The organism is Limnospira platensis NIES-39 (assembly GCF_026000695.1).
Classification (GTDB): Bacteria; Cyanobacteriota; Cyanobacteriia; order Cyanobacteriales; family Microcoleaceae; genus Limnospira; species Limnospira platensis.
The window spans coordinates 3053028-3070715 of sequence record NZ_AP026945.1 but is presented as its reverse complement, the minus strand read 5'-3'; the positions used below and the strand labels follow the sequence as shown (position 1 = coordinate 3070715).

17 protein-coding genes are annotated in these 17688 nt (G+C 46.1%); 10 read left to right on the top strand and 7 right to left on the bottom strand.

What is annotated here, in order from left to right; all coding sequences use genetic code 11:
* Positions 1-35: 35 nt before the first annotated feature.
* The 4 genes from cobG to cobJ are packed head-to-tail and all read left to right on the top strand — an operon-like array spanning position 36 to position 4287.
* Positions 36-1484 carry a precorrin-3B synthase gene (cobG, locus tag N39L_RS15050; RefSeq protein ID WP_014275622.1) on the top strand — a complete coding sequence of 483 codons (1449 nt, stop codon included), beginning with the start codon at positions 36-38 and terminating at the stop codon, positions 1482-1484.
* A 25-nt stretch (positions 1485-1509) separates the two neighbouring features.
* Positions 1510-2139, top strand: a complete 630-nt coding sequence (locus tag N39L_RS15045) for a precorrin-8X methylmutase (protein ID WP_014275621.1) — start codon at positions 1510-1512, stop codon at positions 2137-2139.
* A complete protein-coding gene (gene cobI / locus N39L_RS15040) occupies positions 2136-2840 on the top strand; it encodes a precorrin-2 C(20)-methyltransferase (RefSeq protein WP_014275620.1) in 705 nt (234 codons plus the stop codon). The genes N39L_RS15045 and cobI overlap by 4 nt, the downstream gene beginning before the upstream one ends.
* A gap of 31 nt (positions 2841-2871) precedes the next feature.
* Complete coding sequence (cobJ, locus tag N39L_RS15035; RefSeq protein WP_014275619.1) at positions 2872-4287, top strand: precorrin-3B C(17)-methyltransferase; 1416 nt, start codon at positions 2872-2874, stop codon at positions 4285-4287.
* On the opposite strand, the gene N39L_RS15030 is transcribed toward cobJ, so the two are convergent.
* Both N39L_RS15030 and N39L_RS15025 read right to left on the bottom strand, forming a co-directional pair.
* The gene (locus N39L_RS15030) at positions 4223-4489 is read right to left on the bottom strand and encodes a hypothetical protein (protein WP_043468304.1); all 267 of its coding nucleotides are present in this window, start codon (positions 4487-4489) and stop codon (positions 4223-4225) included. The genes cobJ and N39L_RS15030 overlap by 65 nt on opposite strands.
* A 406-nt stretch (positions 4490-4895) precedes the next feature.
* Positions 4896-6734: an N-acetylmuramoyl-L-alanine amidase gene (locus tag N39L_RS15025; protein WP_014275618.1), complete on the bottom strand. Its 1839-nt coding sequence runs from the start codon at positions 6732-6734 to the stop codon at positions 4896-4898.
* A 31-nt stretch (positions 6735-6765) separates the two neighbouring features.
* Between N39L_RS15025 and N39L_RS15020 the strand changes: the two genes are divergently transcribed.
* Positions 6766-6894, top strand: coding sequence for a hypothetical protein (locus N39L_RS15020; RefSeq protein WP_286133297.1), 129 nt, complete (start codon positions 6766-6768; stop codon positions 6892-6894).
* Positions 6895-6917: 23 nt separating this feature from the next.
* Here N39L_RS15020 and N39L_RS15015 read toward each other — a convergent pair whose 3' ends face one another.
* Complete coding sequence (locus N39L_RS15015) at positions 6918-7883, bottom strand: hypothetical protein (RefSeq protein WP_006617040.1); 966 nt, start codon at positions 7881-7883, stop codon at positions 6918-6920.
* Between the two features lie 333 nt (positions 7884-8216).
* The gene (hisG, locus tag N39L_RS15010; RefSeq protein WP_006617041.1) at positions 8217-8861 is read right to left on the bottom strand and encodes an ATP phosphoribosyltransferase; all 645 of its coding nucleotides are present in this window, start codon (positions 8859-8861) and stop codon (positions 8217-8219) included.
* A 250-nt stretch (positions 8862-9111) separates the two neighbouring features.
* Between hisG and rppA the strand changes: the two genes are divergently transcribed.
* On the top strand, positions 9112-9795 hold the full coding sequence (gene rppA / locus N39L_RS15005) for a two-component system response regulator RppA (protein ID WP_014275617.1): 684 nt from the start codon (positions 9112-9114) through the stop codon (positions 9793-9795).
* 20 nt (positions 9796-9815) lie between these two features.
* Here the strand turns inward: rppA and N39L_RS15000 are convergent, their stop codons facing one another.
* From N39L_RS15000 to N39L_RS14990, 3 genes are all read right to left on the bottom strand, one after another.
* A complete protein-coding gene (locus N39L_RS15000) occupies positions 9816-10883 on the bottom strand; it encodes an LOG family protein (protein WP_014275616.1) in 1068 nt (355 codons plus the stop codon).
* Positions 10884-11257: 374 nt separating this feature from the next.
* Positions 11258-11581 carry a thioredoxin gene (gene trxA / locus N39L_RS14995; protein ID WP_006617044.1) on the bottom strand — a complete coding sequence of 108 codons (324 nt, stop codon included), beginning with the start codon at positions 11579-11581 and terminating at the stop codon, positions 11258-11260.
* 366 nt (positions 11582-11947) lie between these two features.
* Positions 11948-13111 carry a GuaB3 family IMP dehydrogenase-related protein gene (locus tag N39L_RS14990; protein WP_043469032.1) on the bottom strand — a complete coding sequence of 388 codons (1164 nt, stop codon included), beginning with the start codon at positions 13109-13111 and terminating at the stop codon, positions 11948-11950.
* 238 nt (positions 13112-13349) lie between these two features.
* Here N39L_RS14990 and N39L_RS14985 point away from each other — a divergent pair, with 238 nt between their 5' ends.
* The 4 genes from N39L_RS14985 (at position 13350) to N39L_RS14970 (ending at position 17597) form a co-directional block, all read left to right on the top strand.
* Complete coding sequence (locus N39L_RS14985; RefSeq protein ID WP_014275614.1) at positions 13350-13526, top strand: hypothetical protein; 177 nt, start codon at positions 13350-13352, stop codon at positions 13524-13526.
* A 244-nt stretch (positions 13527-13770) separates the two neighbouring features.
* Positions 13771-14676 carry a ChaN family lipoprotein gene (locus N39L_RS14980; RefSeq protein ID WP_006619181.1) on the top strand — a complete coding sequence of 302 codons (906 nt, stop codon included), beginning with the start codon at positions 13771-13773 and terminating at the stop codon, positions 14674-14676.
* 308 nt (positions 14677-14984) lie between these two features.
* Positions 14985-15395: a GPW/gp25 family protein gene (locus N39L_RS14975; protein ID WP_006619182.1), complete on the top strand. Its 411-nt coding sequence runs from the start codon at positions 14985-14987 to the stop codon at positions 15393-15395.
* A gap of 6 nt (positions 15396-15401) precedes the next feature.
* Positions 15402-17597 carry a putative baseplate assembly protein gene (locus tag N39L_RS14970; RefSeq protein ID WP_014275613.1) on the top strand — a complete coding sequence of 732 codons (2196 nt, stop codon included), beginning with the start codon at positions 15402-15404 and terminating at the stop codon, positions 17595-17597.
* Positions 17598-17688 lie beyond the last annotated feature (91 nt).

The following is a 17688-nucleotide window of genomic DNA, read 5'->3' as shown; positions in this document are numbered from 1 at the left end:
CTGAGTCAGAATGCCAACTACAAATTATTGATGAGTTGTCAAAATCAGCTAATTTTGCGGCTCACTCTCTGCGTCGCATGGAGAAACAAATCACCATGAATTGGTTAGTTAAAGCAAATGTTTGTCCGGGTCTATTTTATGGAACCAAAGCCCAGGATGGTTTTTTAATCCGCCTGCGGACTCCGGGAGGATTGATTAATAGTAAACAGGGTAAATTTTTGGGTCATTTATTAAGGGAGTGGGGAGGGAAGCTACAAGTAACTAATCGCGCTAATTTACAAATTCGGGGAGTGCAAAAAGCGCCAAGTCTAGCAGTTTTTGAGACGCTGCAACAATTAGATTTAGCCTCTCAAAATCCCTCCATAGACCACCTACGCAATGTTATGGGTAGTCCGACGGCGGGAATTGATAGTCAGGAGTTAGTTGATACTCGTCCCCTGATTAAAGCCTTGGATGATCTGATTCAAAATCACCCGTTAATTGGCGAACTTAGTCCTAAGTTTAGCATCGGAGTTGATGGAGGGGGAACAGTGGGAATTGGTATGCGTTCTCCGGTGGCTTGGGAACATCGATATAATGAGATTCAACTTAATACTATCTCGGTAAATGGTGGGGATAATGGCATTAATTTTCAGTTGGCGATCGCCGGAGATAAAAAGCTATATAATACTCAACTTGTCATCAAGCCAGAACAATGTTTATCCGTAGTCGCTACCCTTATTAATGTCTATGGGGAGTATGTCCGAAAAAATCCCTTAGATACCGGGAAAAAGCCTCGGATGAAACAGCTAATTGACAATCTAGGATTAGATACATATATCCAGCAAGTCAACAGCCAACTAACCCAGCCCTTGCCGATATTATCCGCTGAACCTACCCCTAGCAAACCCTATCATCATTTGGGAATTTATCCCCAAAAAAACGCCGAATTGTGTTATATTGGGATATCATTACACCTAGGACAAATTAATGCACAACAATGGTTAGGATTAGTCGAACTTTCCGAAACCTTTGGTAATGCCGAGTTAAGATTAACCCCTTGGCAAACAATTATAATGCCAAATATTCCCCATCATAAAATTAGCCAATTATTGCCGAAACTATCCTTATTAGGCTTCGCGGAAATTGAGTCAAATCAAGTGGCGATCGCTGCTTGTGGTGGTAAGCCTGGCTGTGCCGCATCACTTACCGACACTCAAACTCACGCCGCCCAATTAGCAGAATATCTCCACCAGCGATTAAATTTAGATACTCCTATTAATATTCATGTAACCGGCTGCCCTAAATTTTGCGCTCAACCTAGTCCCGCAGAAATTACCCTTTTAGGGCATACAATTAATCAAAATGGCGAAACTATGGAAGGTTACCAAGTTTATATCGGGGATAGTCAACAATCCTTAAAACACAAAATTTTTGAGGGAGTGTTTACCGAAATACCCGAATTTTTGGCTGAGTTTTTGCGCCAAAATCCTGGATTTAATTAATAACTAATTACCTAGAAATTTGCTGATGATAGACTACCTTCGCGACGGTAACCAAATTTATCAAAAATCCTTTGGAATAATTCGGGATGAAACGGACTTTAAAGGCTTATCAGATGATTTATCCCATGTGGCAGTTAGGCTAATTCATGCCTGCGGAATGACGGATATTGTCGGAGATTTAAACGCCTCAGAAGATGCGGTTAAAGCTGGACGGGAGGCACTACAGGAGGGAAAACCTATCTTTTGTGATGCTATGATGGTGGCTAGGGGAATTACCAAAAAACGCTTGCCTAAAAATAACCCGATTATTTGCACCCTAAATCATCCAGATGTTCCTGATATCGCCCGCCAGATTAATAATACTCGGTCGGCGGCGGCATTGGAGTTATGGGGGGATAATTTACAAGGGGCGGTGGTAGCAATTGGTAATGCACCGACTGCCCTCTTTCACCTGCTAGAAATGTTGGATGATGGTTTAGTGAAACCTGCACTGATTTTAGGGTTTCCGGTCGGCTTTGTCGGGGCGGCAGAGTCGAAACTTGAATTGGCATCTAATAGCCGTGGAATTCCATTTATGACACTGCATGGGCGGCGCGGTGGTAGTGCGATCGCAGCGGCGGCAGTAAATGCTTTAGCAAAGGAAAATGAATTATGACTAAATTAGGGCGACTTTATGGGTTGGGAATTGGTCCGGGAGATCCGGAATTACTAACTTTAAAAGCACATCGGATTTTAACAACTGTCCCGGTGATTGCTTATCCCAGTTTGGAAAATGGCAAGGTTTTAGCAAGGGCGATCGTTGCCGATTTTATCTCCCCTGATCAGATTGAAATTCCTATCCCCCTACCCTTTAGTGTGCAGCGATCGTCACAGCCTTATTATGATATTGGGGCGGAAAAAATTGCCGAACATCTTAGCGAGGGCAGAGATGTGGCGGTTTTGTGCCTGGGAGATCCGATGCTTTATGGTACGTTTATGTACATTTTTAATCGCTTATCTGGGCGGTTTGCAATTGAGGTTATACCGGGGATTTCTTCAGTGATGGCAAGTGCTGCTATGTTGGGAGTACCGATAACTTATCGCAATGATGTCTTTACGATTCTTCCGGCTACATTAGAGGCGGATATATTACGCGATCGCCTCTCCGTAGCTGATGCAGCCGCCATTATGAAATTAGGTCGGCATTTTGCCAAAGTTTATCAAATATTGCAAGATTTAGGACTACTACAAAGGGCTTTATATATTGAACGCGCTACTTGGAAAAATCAGGCCATTATCCCCATTACAGAAGTTGACCATAACTCAGTTACCTACTGGTCCTTAATTTTAGTACCTAGTCAAAATCTGCCCCAATAACCCATAATTAACCCTGAATTATCCCTAAGTTATGAACCAACCAGCCATTATTATTTTAACCGAAAATAGTCTTGATGTGGCTAAGAAAATTCAAAAAGCCCTAGGTCATGGGATTATCTATGGTTCTCCCAAACGCACCCAGTCGGCTGATTTAACCTATGATAATTTTGGGGATACGGTGCGGGAACTTTTCCAAACGGGAACCCCCATTATTGGGGTTTGTGCGGCGGGGATTTTAATTCGCACTGTCGCACCATTATTAATCAATAAATGGCAGGAACCTCCGGTTTTAGCTGTGGCTGAAGATGGTAGCGCTGTGGTGCCACTTTTAGGAGGTTTACAAGGGGTTAATGATTTGGCGCGTAAAATTGCCCAATTCTTGCAGGTTTCTCCGGCTATTACCACAACGGGAGAACTTCGATTTAAAACAGCTTTATTATCTCCCCCCAAGGGTTATAAATTGATTAATCCTGATGATGCCAAAACCTTTATTTCCGATTTGTTGGCGGGAGAACAAGTTAAATTGCTGGGGAATGCACCCTGGTTAGAAAATAGTAAATTGCCCTTTTCTGAACAGGGAAAATTGACCATTGAAATTGTAGATAAACCAGATATAGATACTTTTGAAACTAGGGGCGATCGCTTAATTTATCAGTTAGATAGTTCACCCGAAATCACTGGTAAATTAGCCATAATTGGCACGGGACCCGGAAGCCTTGATTGGCTCTCCCCCCAAGTGCGTGAGGTCTTAGAAAATGCCAGTGATTGGGTGGGTTATAAAACTTATTTAGACCTAGTTGAATTTTTAAGAAAACCCGAAATTATCCGCCATGAATCTGATAATAGGGTAGAATTAAATAGGGCGGAGACCGCCTTAGATTTAGCTGCTCAAGGGCGTTCAGTGGTGTTAATTTCTTCGGGCGATCCAGGAATTTACGCCATGGCTTCAGCGGTATTTGAAGTATTAGAAACCAAAGCCAAACCAGAATGGGAGGCGATCGCTATCCAGGTCTGTCCAGGTATTTCCGCCATGCAAGCCGCCGCCGCCAGAGTTGGCGCACCATTAGGACACGATTTCTGCGTCATTTCACTATCAGATATTCTCAAACCCTGGGATGTCATTATCAACCGCATTGAATTAGCCGCCCAAGCCGATTTAGCCATGGCATTTTATAACCCTGTTTCTCAAAAAAGAACCTGGCAACTTGACCAAGCAAAACAGATATTATTAAAGTGGAGGTCTCCCCAAACTCCCATTATATTAGCCCGCAATTTAGGCAGAAAAGGAGAAACCGTCACCGTCAAAATACTGGAACAATTAACCATTAAAGATGCCGATATGCGAACCATAATTTTAATTGGCAATAGCCAAACTCGCATCATTAACCAAAGCCAAAACCAGCAGTGGATTTACACACCACGCCATTATCCACCTTTCCCCAAATAGCCGGTTTATTTATACCCTCGTAGTCCGACATAATTAACAGCAGAACCCCATATAGGGCGGGTTTATTTATACCCTCGTAGTCCGACATAATTAACAGCAGAACCCCATATAGGGCGGGTTTATTTATACCCTGGTGGTTTGATTTAATTAACAGCAGAACCCCAGATAGGGCGGGTTTATTTATACCCTGGTGGTTTGACATAATTAACAGCAGAACCCGCCCCGACAATTAACAATTATTAATTAATCACTGGGTGGGGGCGGGTTTATTTATACCCTCGTAGTCCGACATAATTAACAGCAGAACCCGCCCCGACAATTAACAATTATTAATTAATCACTGGGTGGGGGCGGGTTTATTTATACCCTCGTAGTCCGACATAATTAACAGCAGAACCCGCCCCTACAATTATCCATGATTAATTATCCATTATTAATTAATCACCGGGTGGGGGCGGGTTTATTAATCCTCTGGTGGCGAGACGAGAAACTGGCAGAACCCGCCCCGACAATTAACAATTATTAATTAATCACCGGGTGGGGGCGGGTTTATTTATACCCTCGTAGTCCGACATAATTAACAGCAGAACCCGCCCCTACGTTATTCATTATGCGGAACCTGCCACCCTGGACTCTACCCATTCCACAATAGCATCAGCCAAAGTAGTCGCTAATTTCCGCTGTTCAACCGGGTTAATAATCCATTCAAACTCTTCGGGATTAATCATAAACCCTAATTCTAATAATAGCGAAGGGGTAACAGAAGGACGAGTTAGGGCGAGATTATTCCAAAACACACCATAGGAAGGTCGATCCAATTTTTCCACTAAATAATTGTGCAGAAAAACTGCTAAATTGTGGGCTTGGGGATGAAACCAAAACATCCCAACTCCCTTGGTATTGATAGCATCTCCATTATCCGGTAAGGCATTATAATGAATCGACAAAGCCAGATCCGGTTTTTGTTTATTAATCATTTCCACCCGTTCATGAGGCCATAAATCATCATCACCCTCCCGGGTCATAAACACGGTTGCACCCCGTTTAATTAATTCACTTTGCAACAAAGAAGACATTATCAAAGCGACATCTTTTTCTGGGTATCCTGTGGGTCCTCTCGCCCCTAAATCCTCATCACTACCATGTCCGGGGTCTAGTAAAATTTTCACCCCCGTTAGAGGTCTTCCCCGGCGAATAGATGCCAGAAAACTAGCATTATCTAATGCACCTAATTCTGGGGGATGTTTAAGGGATAAAACTAAAGTTGTGCCCGCATAATTAACTTCATATCCCCACTGCTGAGAAGTTCTAAAATGGAAAGTATATTGAACCGCCGCTTGAGTGTCTCCCATGGGTGAGAGAACTGGTTGCCAGTCCATCCGTTCAATTAATGGGTTATCATCAAAGCGGATAGTATCAGTTTGGGCAGTTGTATTATGCAGAGTAATTGTTAAGGTTCGATCGCCTTGTTGAATACTAATAGGAACCGGAACTTGTAAAGGAAAATAAACCTTAGTCCATTGTCCATCTCGGCGCGAACTAGCGCTACGAATCATTGAATTAGGAGGAATGGAACCAGAGAAAAGCCGCGTTTCATCAGCTTTTATCCAGCCACCATAGTCCAGACGTAAATAATCTCCATCCCTACCAGTAATGCGCGCCCGGGTTCCTTTGGGGAGGGGAGTTAGACGGGAATAAGTAGTGCTAGGTCCGGTTCTGGCGACCCCTGCATCGACAATTACTTCCGCGATTTCAAATTGAGTCGGAGACAAAATAGAGACGGTTCCGGTGGCTGTTTGGGTGACGGTTTCACCATTGAGAATAAGTTGATATCGGGGTTGACCTAAATCGATCGCCTTCCGATTATCAGCAAAATCAGTATCTGGGGAAATAGTGGCGCATCCCCCGAACTTTCCCCCTATATTTATAGGTTGGTTCGTGCCAGTCAAAACCGCCTTATTATCAGGAAGTTGCCGACTTTCACTTTGCTTAAATAGCGGGATAGTTTCCCCGGCAATATCCACGGAAACTTCGGCGTTAGGAGGTGCGATCGCACTAAAACAAAGCATTTCCCCTGGCAGTCGGGAAATGGGGCTAGAAGGGGTCAAGGATTCCGGCACAAACGCTATTCCATCCGGGATAGGTGGTTGATTAGAAATCCGGGTAATAGTGCGCCGAATTTCCTGATCACCGTGGCGCAGGATAAATTCATTTTCCCCTAATTCCAGAGGAAAACTGGGGGCGAAATGTCCCCCTTGACTGCGATCGATAACTTGACCATTGATTAATACCTCACCCTGGGGGGCGGCGGTTCCAATTAGAAAAATGCGATCGGATATAGTCCTATGTTGGTTAGGAGGATACGCTACAAATAAAGGCTGTTCTGCTAATGCTGGAGTGATCATCACTAAAGCAAAGACTATTAATCCTAATAGAATTCTTTTCATAAGTGCTAACAATTCTAATGGTCTCACTGCTATGGATTTTTTCAAAAGGCGATCGCCCTTTCCGGGGCTGATGAACCCCCCTGTTCATAGCAAATCCCTACTGCTATCCCAAATTCTAGCAGCAGGGAGTGAAGATGACCACTGTTTAGTTAATAGTTAATTCCACAGAACCCCATTCCCCATTTACGCAATCGGTCGCGCATAGAATGAAACCCCTTGACCGATGAAATTAGGTAAATCATTAGCAAATGCTGCTTGATTTGGATCAATCGTATAGAAATGACCATTAGTATCCAGATTAAACGCCCTGAATACTGGTAATGCACCAGCTACAGGAGACGAAAAAACCCGAATCGAAGTTCCCGGATCATCTGGTACCCATTCTTGCAGAGTTTGCACAAAATTAATTTCCCCGGGATTGCTGGCATAGAAAAAACCACCCTGGGAGTTTCTAAAGCGTTGCAAAACCGTATCTCCCTCTGATACAAATTCAAACCCCTCATTCACAAATCTTTGTGGATTGCTGGCTAAGGTGTTTTTTTCCATTTGATCAGCCGTGAAAATATGGGAACCCGCCTCAGAATCCCAGAATCTAGCTACACCTGTCAAAGGATCAACATCGGGATTGGTGGCGAACTCATTAGGTCCTAAAATTCCCCCATTAGCAATATCTGGGGGGTTTAAATTTCCTAAATCCACACTGACCGCTAATTGATAGTCTTGGGGTAGTTCTCCAGTCGGCGGAAATGTGCTAGTATCCGGCAGAGGATCGTAACTTGTTACCCGCACTAAATACCGGGAAACTCCATCAGCTCTCAGGGTACTCGGTGCCCCTAAACCTGTGCCAAATTCAATCTGACCTGGCGCAATAGTGGCGTTCCGGTTTCCCAAGGCGCGATCATCATTGGCGGCGATCGGACTTTGACCAGGGAAAGGAGCAGTATCATTAGGCCCAAGTTGGAAGACTTTCACAATTGGGTCATATTGCATTGTATTAAATGCGTCTACAGCGATCGAAATATTCGCATTGGGAAAGGTAGGCTGAATAATATAATCATCGTAGCGAGTCAGCAAGGCTGGATTACGCAGAGACGGACTAGCCGGATCGGTGGCGCTTAATTGTTCTCGGACAACTTGAGCATTAGTCATTTTTTACGACTCCTCATCATAAATATTGCACCGAATCATAGCCATAATACCGACACCTGTTGGGAGTTGGTAGTTTTAGGGATTCCGTAAACTATGGCTCACACCATCGTTTATACCACATTTTTTATCAGGTGAAGATTAAGTTTTTCTTAACCCACCTGACCCGCCAGTGGTTATGGTTTTCCCTAACCATGCACTCCCTTAGTCCCTGGGGGAAATGCACTTTAATACCAGGTAGTTAATCAGGGTTAATCACCAACTAATTACCATTAACTCAACCTCCGACTAAACCATCCCCATATATGCGATCGCACTGTGAGTAATGCTCAGTGATTAGACAGTTACCAAAATCTGCGATCGCACTTGTGCAATCAACTCATTTAAACCATCAGAATTTAACCGATAGCTGAGGGGATGAGCAATTAGTTGAGCCGTACTTTGAAACAACACCTCAATTTCCACTAAGCCATTTTCCTGTAGCGTGCGACCCGTTGACACCAAATCCACGATCGCCTCAGACATTCCCGTAATCGGCCCTAATTCAACCGACCCATAAAGTGGTACAATCTCCACAGGTAAATCAATGCTATCAAAATATTCACTAGCACAGTGAACAAATTTAGAAGCCACTCGGCTATGGGGAGGGAGTTGCACCGGACGGCTATAGGGGCTAGATTTTTTCACAGCTACCGACATCCGACATCCACCAAATTGGAGGTCAACCACAGAAGCCACCTGAGAACGCTTTTCCCGCAGAACATCATAGCCCACGATTCCCAATTGCGCCTGACCATATTCTACATAAACAGGCACATCCTGGGCTCGTACCAGCAAAGCCTTAGCCGTTTTCGTCGGATCTTCAATCTGTAATTGGCGATTAGCCGAATCCAGAAAAGCGCTAAAATCCAGTCCAACCGCTTTGAACAAACCAATACTATCTTTCAGTAAAGCGCCTTTAGGAAGTGCAACAGTAATCATAATCACTTCGGAAATTTATTTAACCATGAGTTAGCTTAACCTTAGTCGAACAATATTGATACAATTTGACTAAATCTTTCCGTTGCAGCCTCCCCCGAAAGGACGGCTTCCTATTCCTTCCCCATGTACTGTTTTAGGGTGGACAGGGGGATAACTAGGGCGACCATGAGCCTAGTTGCTACCAGTCGCCGAGAATCACCTCACCTGTAGCTTACCAGGTGAGTACATCAACAAATTTAGCTTAATATTCATGCGGATTCTACTTGTAGATGACGAAGTGGAATTAACCAATTCCCTCAGTCGCGCCCTCAGTCGAGAAGGTTATACAGTCGATAAGGCTTATGAAGGTATACAAGCCGGGACTCTCGCCCAAAATCATCACTATGACCTATTGATTCTCGATTGGATGTTACCCCATCAATCAGGATTAGAAATTTGCGCCCAATTGCGATCGCAGCAAAACCGCACCCCCATACTATTTCTCACCGCCAAAGATACCCTAGACGACCGAGTTAAAGGACTAGACGCGGGCGCAGACGATTATTTAGTCAAACCCTTTGAACTGCGGGAACTACTAGCCAGAGTCAGGGCGCTATTGCGTCGCCCTCCTATTTTAGATTCCACAGTCACCTCTAACCGCCTACAATTCGGCGATCTGCAATTCGATTGTGAAACTCAATTAGCCTATCGTGGACAAAAAGCGATCGAATTATCAGAAAAGGAAAGCCAATTACTACAGTATCTCATGCGCCACCCCGGACAACTCCTCACCCACACCGAAATTCACCAACACCTATGGGGGGAAACAGACAAAAAACCCAGCAGCAACGTCCTAGCCGCCCAAATTCGTCTCCTGCGGCGCAAAATCGAACTACCGGGCGCTGTCCCCCTCGTCCACACAGTCTATGGAAAAGGATATCGATTTGGAGAATAGTTTTTCATCCCCGACTCTGACTACTTCTGTTCAGGATGAGATGCACCTGGTAAATTTTCACCCATCTTATTGATAGCAGCAATCATAAGATATAAACGCCCCACATCCCGCTGATTAAAATAAAAAACTAAGCGGGGTAGATGTTCCGTTTCATCCCCTAATTCCTTGGGAAGGGCTCGGCTTTTTTCTATGCGTCCCTGCGAGAGAATATCCTTAAACTCTTGATTGAGATATTCGACCTGTTCATCACTCAGTTCAGAATTTAGGCGCATCACAAATAAATCTCCCACATAGCGACTAGAGTGATACACCTGGTAAAAATCAGCGATCGCCGCCTCTGCTACAGCCAAATCATCTGTAATCGTGTAGATACTAGGATCATCCTGGGAAATAAAACCCCGGCGCAAAAGCTGTTTTCTGACAAATTCTTGCCAATCATACCAATAATCTCCCCCAGGATGGTCAATCAAAATCACCGGAGCCGGGCCAAACTTTCCCGTTTGAGCCAAAGTCAAACCCTCCCAAGTTTCGTCCAAAGTGCCAAAACCACCCGGAAACATAGCCAAAGCGTCACTTTCCCGCAGAAAAAACAATTTCCGGGTGAAAAAATACTTAAACTTAATCAGCTTAGGATCTCCCTCAATGTAGGGATTAGAAAACTGCTCAAACGGGAGTTTGATATTTAAACCAAACGATCGCTCTGCACCCGCACCCAAATTAGCCGCCTCCATAATTCCGCCGCCAGCCCCTGTTAGCACCATAAATCCCTGCTGAGTCATCGCGCGCGCTAACTCTACCGCCATATCATATTCCGGCGCTGTTGGTGAAGTTCTCGCCGAACCAAAAATGCAGATTTTGCGAATATGGCGATAAGGGTAAAAAATCTCAAATCCCTGCTCCATATCTAACACAGCAGACGAGAGAATTTTCCAATCCAAAGACTCAATATCTGATTGTGCTATACGCACCAGGCTAGAAAGCGATCGCACAATCCATTTTTCGTGCTTTAATGCCGGTAGCTCATCAATCAGTTGGTTAATCTCTCTCTTGAGAGATGCCAGCGTATCTCCATTTCCAGAAGCATTCATAAAATCAGAACAACTGACAACAATTTGCCCTATATTTTGCAGTTTTCCAGGGCCATCTATTGACAAATTACCAAATTCCGCCAATCAAACCTAAAAATCCCAGGAAAAGAGGCAGGCGGGACAACCCGCTTGCCGACTCTCCACCGTGGGCCTGTAAAGACAGGCTTTTTATTTATTGACACTCCCGCCGCCTTGACTAATGGTGCAGGTAGAATAGGGATAGTTTGCCTATAGGCGGGAAATTTCCGTAACACCTTACGCGCATTAATTAGGGGTCGAGATTAGGTTGAAGAACCTTTAATCCCGATGAAACCTGATTCTCAGCTCATCACATATAAAGCCCTTCATCCCAAGTTTCCGGTCTAGCCCATGGTTTAAAGGTACTTTTCTAATGTATTAGCAAGGGTACTTTTAGGAACCGCTCCCACCACCATATCGACCCGTTGGCCGCCTTTAAAGATCATTAATGTGGGAATACTGCGAATTCCATATTGACTCGCTACCTGGGGATTTTCATCAGTATTGAGCTTAACAACTTTAATCTGTCCATCGTACTGCTGTGCAATTTCCTCAACTACAGGGGCGACCATGCGACACGGGCCACACCAAGGAGCCCAGAAATCCACCAGCACCGGAAGTGCGCTTTCCAGTACATCCTGCTCAAAGGTGCTATCAGTAACTTCTACGGCTGTTGACATTCCTTCCAATCCTTAATCTAATCGTAAGTTATTCTACCACCAAACCAACTGGGGCAGAATTAGCAATTTTGTCCCGATGGTTCTGATACCAGGCTGTACAAAAGACTACAGCATATCGAAGTTAATCATATCAGGCGATCGCCAAAAATTTTGGCTAACCTAAACGATTACCCAATTAAGAAACCGCCCGAACCGTAGGTCCAGGCGGAGTGTGGTGTGAGGAGTGAACGGAAACATTTGTCTCCGCCACTTCTATTGTGGCACTATTTCGCCAATAATTCCAGGGGGTAGCACTAATTTTTACGATACTTAATCAGACCACCCCCGCCAACATCAGCCACCCCAGCACCCAAAGCCCAATAATTGCTACTTACCCATTCCCAATTGTTGTGCCTTTTGATAGACCTTACCCTCAGTCAACAGCGAAGGAGCAATCACCACCTCTACCTGCTGCATTTCTTTGATAGTCTTCGCTCCCAAAGTTCCCATACTCGTTTTTAGAGCCCCCAGCAGGTTGTGAGTCCCATCATCCAACTGAGCCGGACCCCGGAGAATTTGCTCCAATGTTCCCGTAGAACCCACCTGAATCCGTGTTCCCCTCGGAAGCACCGGACTAGGAGTAGCCATACCCCAGTGAAATCCCCGTCCCGGAGATTCCTCAGCACGAGCAAAAGGAGAACCAATCATCACACCATCAGCACCGCAAGCAATACACTTACAGATATCGCCCCCAGTAATTAATCCTCCATCAGCAATCACAGAAACATAACGGCCAGTTTCCTGATAAAACTGATCACGAGCCGCAGCACAATCAGCCACCGCCGTCGCTTGGGGAACTCCTACCCCTAACACACCACGAGAAGTACAAGCCGCACCCGGTCCAATACCCACCAATATTCCCACCGCTCCCGCTTTCATTAGGTTGAGCGCCACCTCATAAGTGACACAGTTCCCTAAAACCACCGGGATGGGCATATTTTTACAAAACTCAGCCAAATCTAACGGAGTCACCGATTCTGGGGACAGAAAAGCCGTTGAAACCACCGTAGCTTGCACAAAAAATAAGTCTGCTCCCGCCTTCGCAACAGCATCACCATATTTACTGGCTCCCGCTGGAGTAGCGCTAACCGCTGCTATACCGCCCTGAGCCTTAATTTCTGCAATCCGTTTTTTAATCAGTTCTGGCTTAATCGGTTCAGCATAGAGTTCTTGCATCAATGTCACAAACTCCGTTTTTCCCACCGACACAATCCGATCTAAAATCGGGTTGGGATCTTCATAACGGGTCTGGATGCCCTCTAAGTTCAGAACCCCCAACGCACCGATTTGGCTCAGTTTCGCCGCCATATTCACGTCTACCACGCTATCCATCGCACTGGCAATAATCGGAATTTCTCGGTTAATATTGCCAATTGTCCAACTGGTATCCGCTAAACTTGGATCAAGGGTTCGAGGGCCAGGAACTAGGGCAATTTCATCAATTCCGTATGCTCGACGAGCCTTTTTGCCACGCCCAATTACAATATCCACTTCTTTACAGGTTCCTAACACTATTTAGTTAGCCTATCAAATTATCAAAATTGGTGGTGCATATCAACTCGATATCTTACCCACACCCCCGACCCCCGCCCTTAGTGCCCCCGCCTAGAACCCATCTTCACTCTTAACAGATTAATTTTGGGTTAAGTTTTGCATTTAGTGTTGAATATTTTGGGATCTATCGCTAGGCTAATTATAAGTCAATCTTTTCTCTTGATAAGTTATCCCTATGAGTACCACCCGCACTGACCGCAACCGCAGCACTATCCCTAATTCCAACCATGATCAAAATTTTGACTTTGACCAGTGGGTGAAAGCTGTCAAACCTCAGCTTATGGCTGCATTGCGTGCTAATAACCCTATTAGTGAGCTGCACACAAATGGTAGATATCACCAAAAAAGATAGCGATTGATAACAGGGTATTTTTATTAAAATTTATTCTGTTTATATGTCAAGACAAACTGACTCCCCAAACTACAACTTCTCAGTTGAAAATGGGGAGTTATACCTATGTTGAAGTTATGGAAATGCCGAAAATCTATTGGTAAACTATTTAAAGCCGATTAACTTACCCTAAGTCTTTATTGGTGGGTATTGTGTAGCCTAGGCTACAGAAAAATTTGCGATATGCACTTACGGCATTAAGATAATGTATAAAAAGCATAATTTCTGGAAAGTCCAACTGATTACTCGATTCTGCACCTGTTCCCTGGGACTGTTTTTGGTGTGTCCCCTACCATCAGCTTGGACTCAACCCTCCCAGGCTTTAGCGGAGTTTTCCCAAGCGGCCTCTATCAGGTCATCCGATCGCCAAAATATTTTAGAATCTCTGAAAACGGCTAACATCATCTATTTGGGGGAAACCCACGACAACACCCTGGACCATCAAGCCCAATTCGAGATTTTGCAAATATTGCATCAGCAAAATCCCCAAATAGCGATCGCCATGGAAATGTTCCAGCGTCCCTATCAGTCAGTCATAGATCAATATTTAGCCGGGGAGATTTCAGAAACCCAACTGGTCCGCGACACGGAATATCTGCAACGTTGGGGTTTTCCCTGGAAATATTACGCCCCCATTCTTCGATTTGCGCGGGACAATCAACTTCCAGTTTTAGCCATCAACACCCCCACCGAAGTGACCCGACAAGTGGCGGCGGCGGGTTTAGCCAGCCTACAAACCGAACATAAACGCTACATTCCCCCCATCGACGAAATCAAGACCGATAATGAAGACTATCGGCAAATGCTCTACAACATCTATAGACAACACCAACATCAAGGTAGTGAAGGCGGGTTCGATCGCTTTGTGGAAGCCCAAGTCCTTTGGGATGAAACCATGGCTGATGCGATCGCCAATTTTGTCCAAGCTAACCCCGACTTTACCGTGGTAGTGATTGTCGGAAAAGGTCATGTAGTCTACAACCATGGCATCCCCTCCCGCGTCGAGAGACGATTAGCCGACTCCACTATAGTTCAGCGATCGGTTTTATTCCAATCTCCCGACCAAGACAGTCTACCGGCAAATATAGCTGATTTCATCTGGCAACACTGAACCACAACGTTAAGCGGGTGCAAGATATGCCAAGCCATAGACTAAGCCGCTTACTGCACCCGCCCGCCCCCTCGATTATTGAGAAATTCTTACCAAAATTATTGACATTGTACCCAATTATTGATATAATGCCAACTTGGTCGCAGCATAGGAAAGATAGCTGTTTTCTAGTGAACATGAAAGCGGTTGGCGATTGTTTTTGTATGGCTGTGTGATGTGATGCCAAGCCTACCCGTGCCGTATAAATCATCAATGCTGAGTCCTATTAACCCCGCAAACATTTCCTCGAGGAATTAGGGAAAATCTCGATGCTGAAACCACCCCGTCCCCCGGCCCACCTAGGTCAGGGATTCGCTTTTCCACTGTTAGTAAATCAGCAAGGTAATTGGGCTTTGAGCGCAGGCGATCGCAACGTCCGAGAGTCCATCGTGCTAATTTTAATGACCGATCTTGGGGAGCGAGTCAACCGGCCAGACTTCGGTTGTCGGTTGTGGGAACTCAGCTTTGCACCAATCAACTCCGAAACCCTGATGTTAATGCGAATCTTCGTCCAAGAAGCCTTAGAACAGTGGGAACCGCGCATAATGCTGATAGACGTAGAAGCCATTCCCGACCCCGATGGTGGGAGAGTAGATTTAGTGATCAACTATAGTCTCAAACCCAGCCACGATCAAAGGAGCCTCGTCTATCCCTTTTACCTGCAAAAACAGCCGGAATAAGCTGCCATGGTATTCGACTTTTTACCCAACCTTCCCAAAGCCAACCTAGACGATCGCACCTATGACGATCTGCTGCAAGAATGCTTGTTAAGAATCCCTCGTTATTGTCCCGAGTGGAATAACTACAACCCCAGCGATCCAGGAATCACCTTGCTGGAACTGTTTGCATGGCTGATGGACCAGATGCTGAGTCGCTTCAACCAGCTTCCCAGGCGAAACTACGTCCTATTTTTAGAACTGCTAGGAATTCGCCTACAGCCCCCCAACCCAGCCCAAACCGAAATCACCTTTTATCTAGTATCAGACCTTCCCCAAGCCTATACCATCCCCGAAGGCATCGAAATAGCCACCGAAAGGCTGCCCGATGCCGAAGCCATAGTATTTAGCACCGATCGCCCCTTAGTTATTGGCAGACCCCTGATCGGGCACATTCTGCACGGTCAAACCCCAGATATCACCCCACAAATGTTGCGTGATCGGTTAACCAACTGGTGGACGATGGCAGAAGACGGAACCTGGTCAGGGCCAGAACTCTCGTTATTCAGCGATCGCCCCGAATCAGGGCAATGTTTTTACCTAGTCTTTACCCCTGACAGTCCCATTGAAGGAAACGTTATCGCCCTCACCGTCAAAGGCCAAGCCGCCACCCCCACAGGCATTAACCCCGACCATCCCCCCCGTCGCTGGGAAGCCTGGAACGGAAGGTACTGGCAATCAGTCCTGCTGGCAGAAGCAGACGACGAAAGCCAAGGTTTCAGTTTTCGAGATGCAGTCAAACAGGGTCGAGACCCCCAAGGCGGATCGGATATTATTTTGCATTTACCCGTAGAATTTCCCGTCGCCCAGTTCACCGCCTATCAAGGTCGCTGGCTGCGCTGCGTCTACACAGAACCCACCCTCGACCAATCCCCCTATAGTGCCTCCCCCCGCATTGTCGGCATCAATTCCCGCGCCATAGGAGGAAGCACCGTAGCCCGCCAGTGTCAAGTAATCAACGACGAATTATTAGGAGTGACGGACGGCACTCCTGGCCAAGCATTCCAACTGCAACGCCCCCCCGTGCTGACTCGCATGGCCGGAGAATACCTAACTGTTACCCCGATCGGAGAATTACCTCAAATTTGGGAAGAAGTCCCCGACTTTTCCAATTCCCAACCCGACCATCGCCACTATGTGCTGGACTCCGTAACTGGAATAGTACAATTTGGACCCCAGGTGAGCGAACCGACTCAACTGGTGCGAGAAACCGACTACTCCCCCAGATGGCAAAGCACCGCCAGACAAAACACCATTTTAAGCGCCGACCATCAAAAGCGACAGTATGGTGCTATACCTCCAGCCGGAGCCAGTTTGCGGATGGTTCGTTATCGTACCGGAGGAGGAGTCCAAGGCAACGTCAAACCGGGAACCATCTCGGTGATGAAAACTGCTGTGCCCTACGTTGGGGCGGTGGTCAATCATGTTCCCGCTAGGGGCGGTTCTGATGCTGAATCCTTAGAGATGGCCGCCATTCGCGTCCCCCAAATGCTGCGAACCCGCGATCGCGCTGTCACCCCCCAAGACTTTGAAACCCTAGCTATAGTAGCAGGACAAGGAGCGATCGCCCGTTGTCGCTGTCTCAGGGCAAGTCCTGGGAATCAGGGAGTCGTGGAACTTCTGTTGATACCCCGCACCAGTTTGATACCCTTAGAGCAAGGAGTCGGCATTTCACCAGAAGAATTAGCCATCAGTTCCGAACTCAATCGCCAGGTTCTCAGTTATCTTGATGAACGTCGCCTGCTGGGGATACAAGTAAAATGTCGTGAACCAGAGTATGTAGGAGTCGTCGTCGCCTCCGAAATTACTACCCCGCCGCAATACCACAATCCCCAAGCTCGGCTAGAGATCCAATCGCAATTACAAATAGCTTTGTATAGGTTCCTTAACCCGATCATTGGCGGCCATCAATCCGAAGGTTGGCCATTCGGTCAGCCCCTGTATACAGCCGATATCATCGCCCTACTACAGCAATTTCCTACTGTGATGAGCTTGGGGGCTGTGCAACTGTTTCCTATCCGCCGCCAGGGCGGGCGGTGGGTGCGGGGACAACCTATAGCCATGATTGATCCTGGTCCTAATGGCACTATCTGTTCCTGGTCTGATGCCGGAGGCGATCGCCATTTGATCAACATTATCGGCGGTGGAGGTTCCGGGGGGTCATAAAACCCCCTCTACTTCCGCTACCCTCTGATCAGCCTTTAGCCCTGGAAGAGGGGCGACAGAGACCAGATACATTGAGCCAAGAATCCCCGTC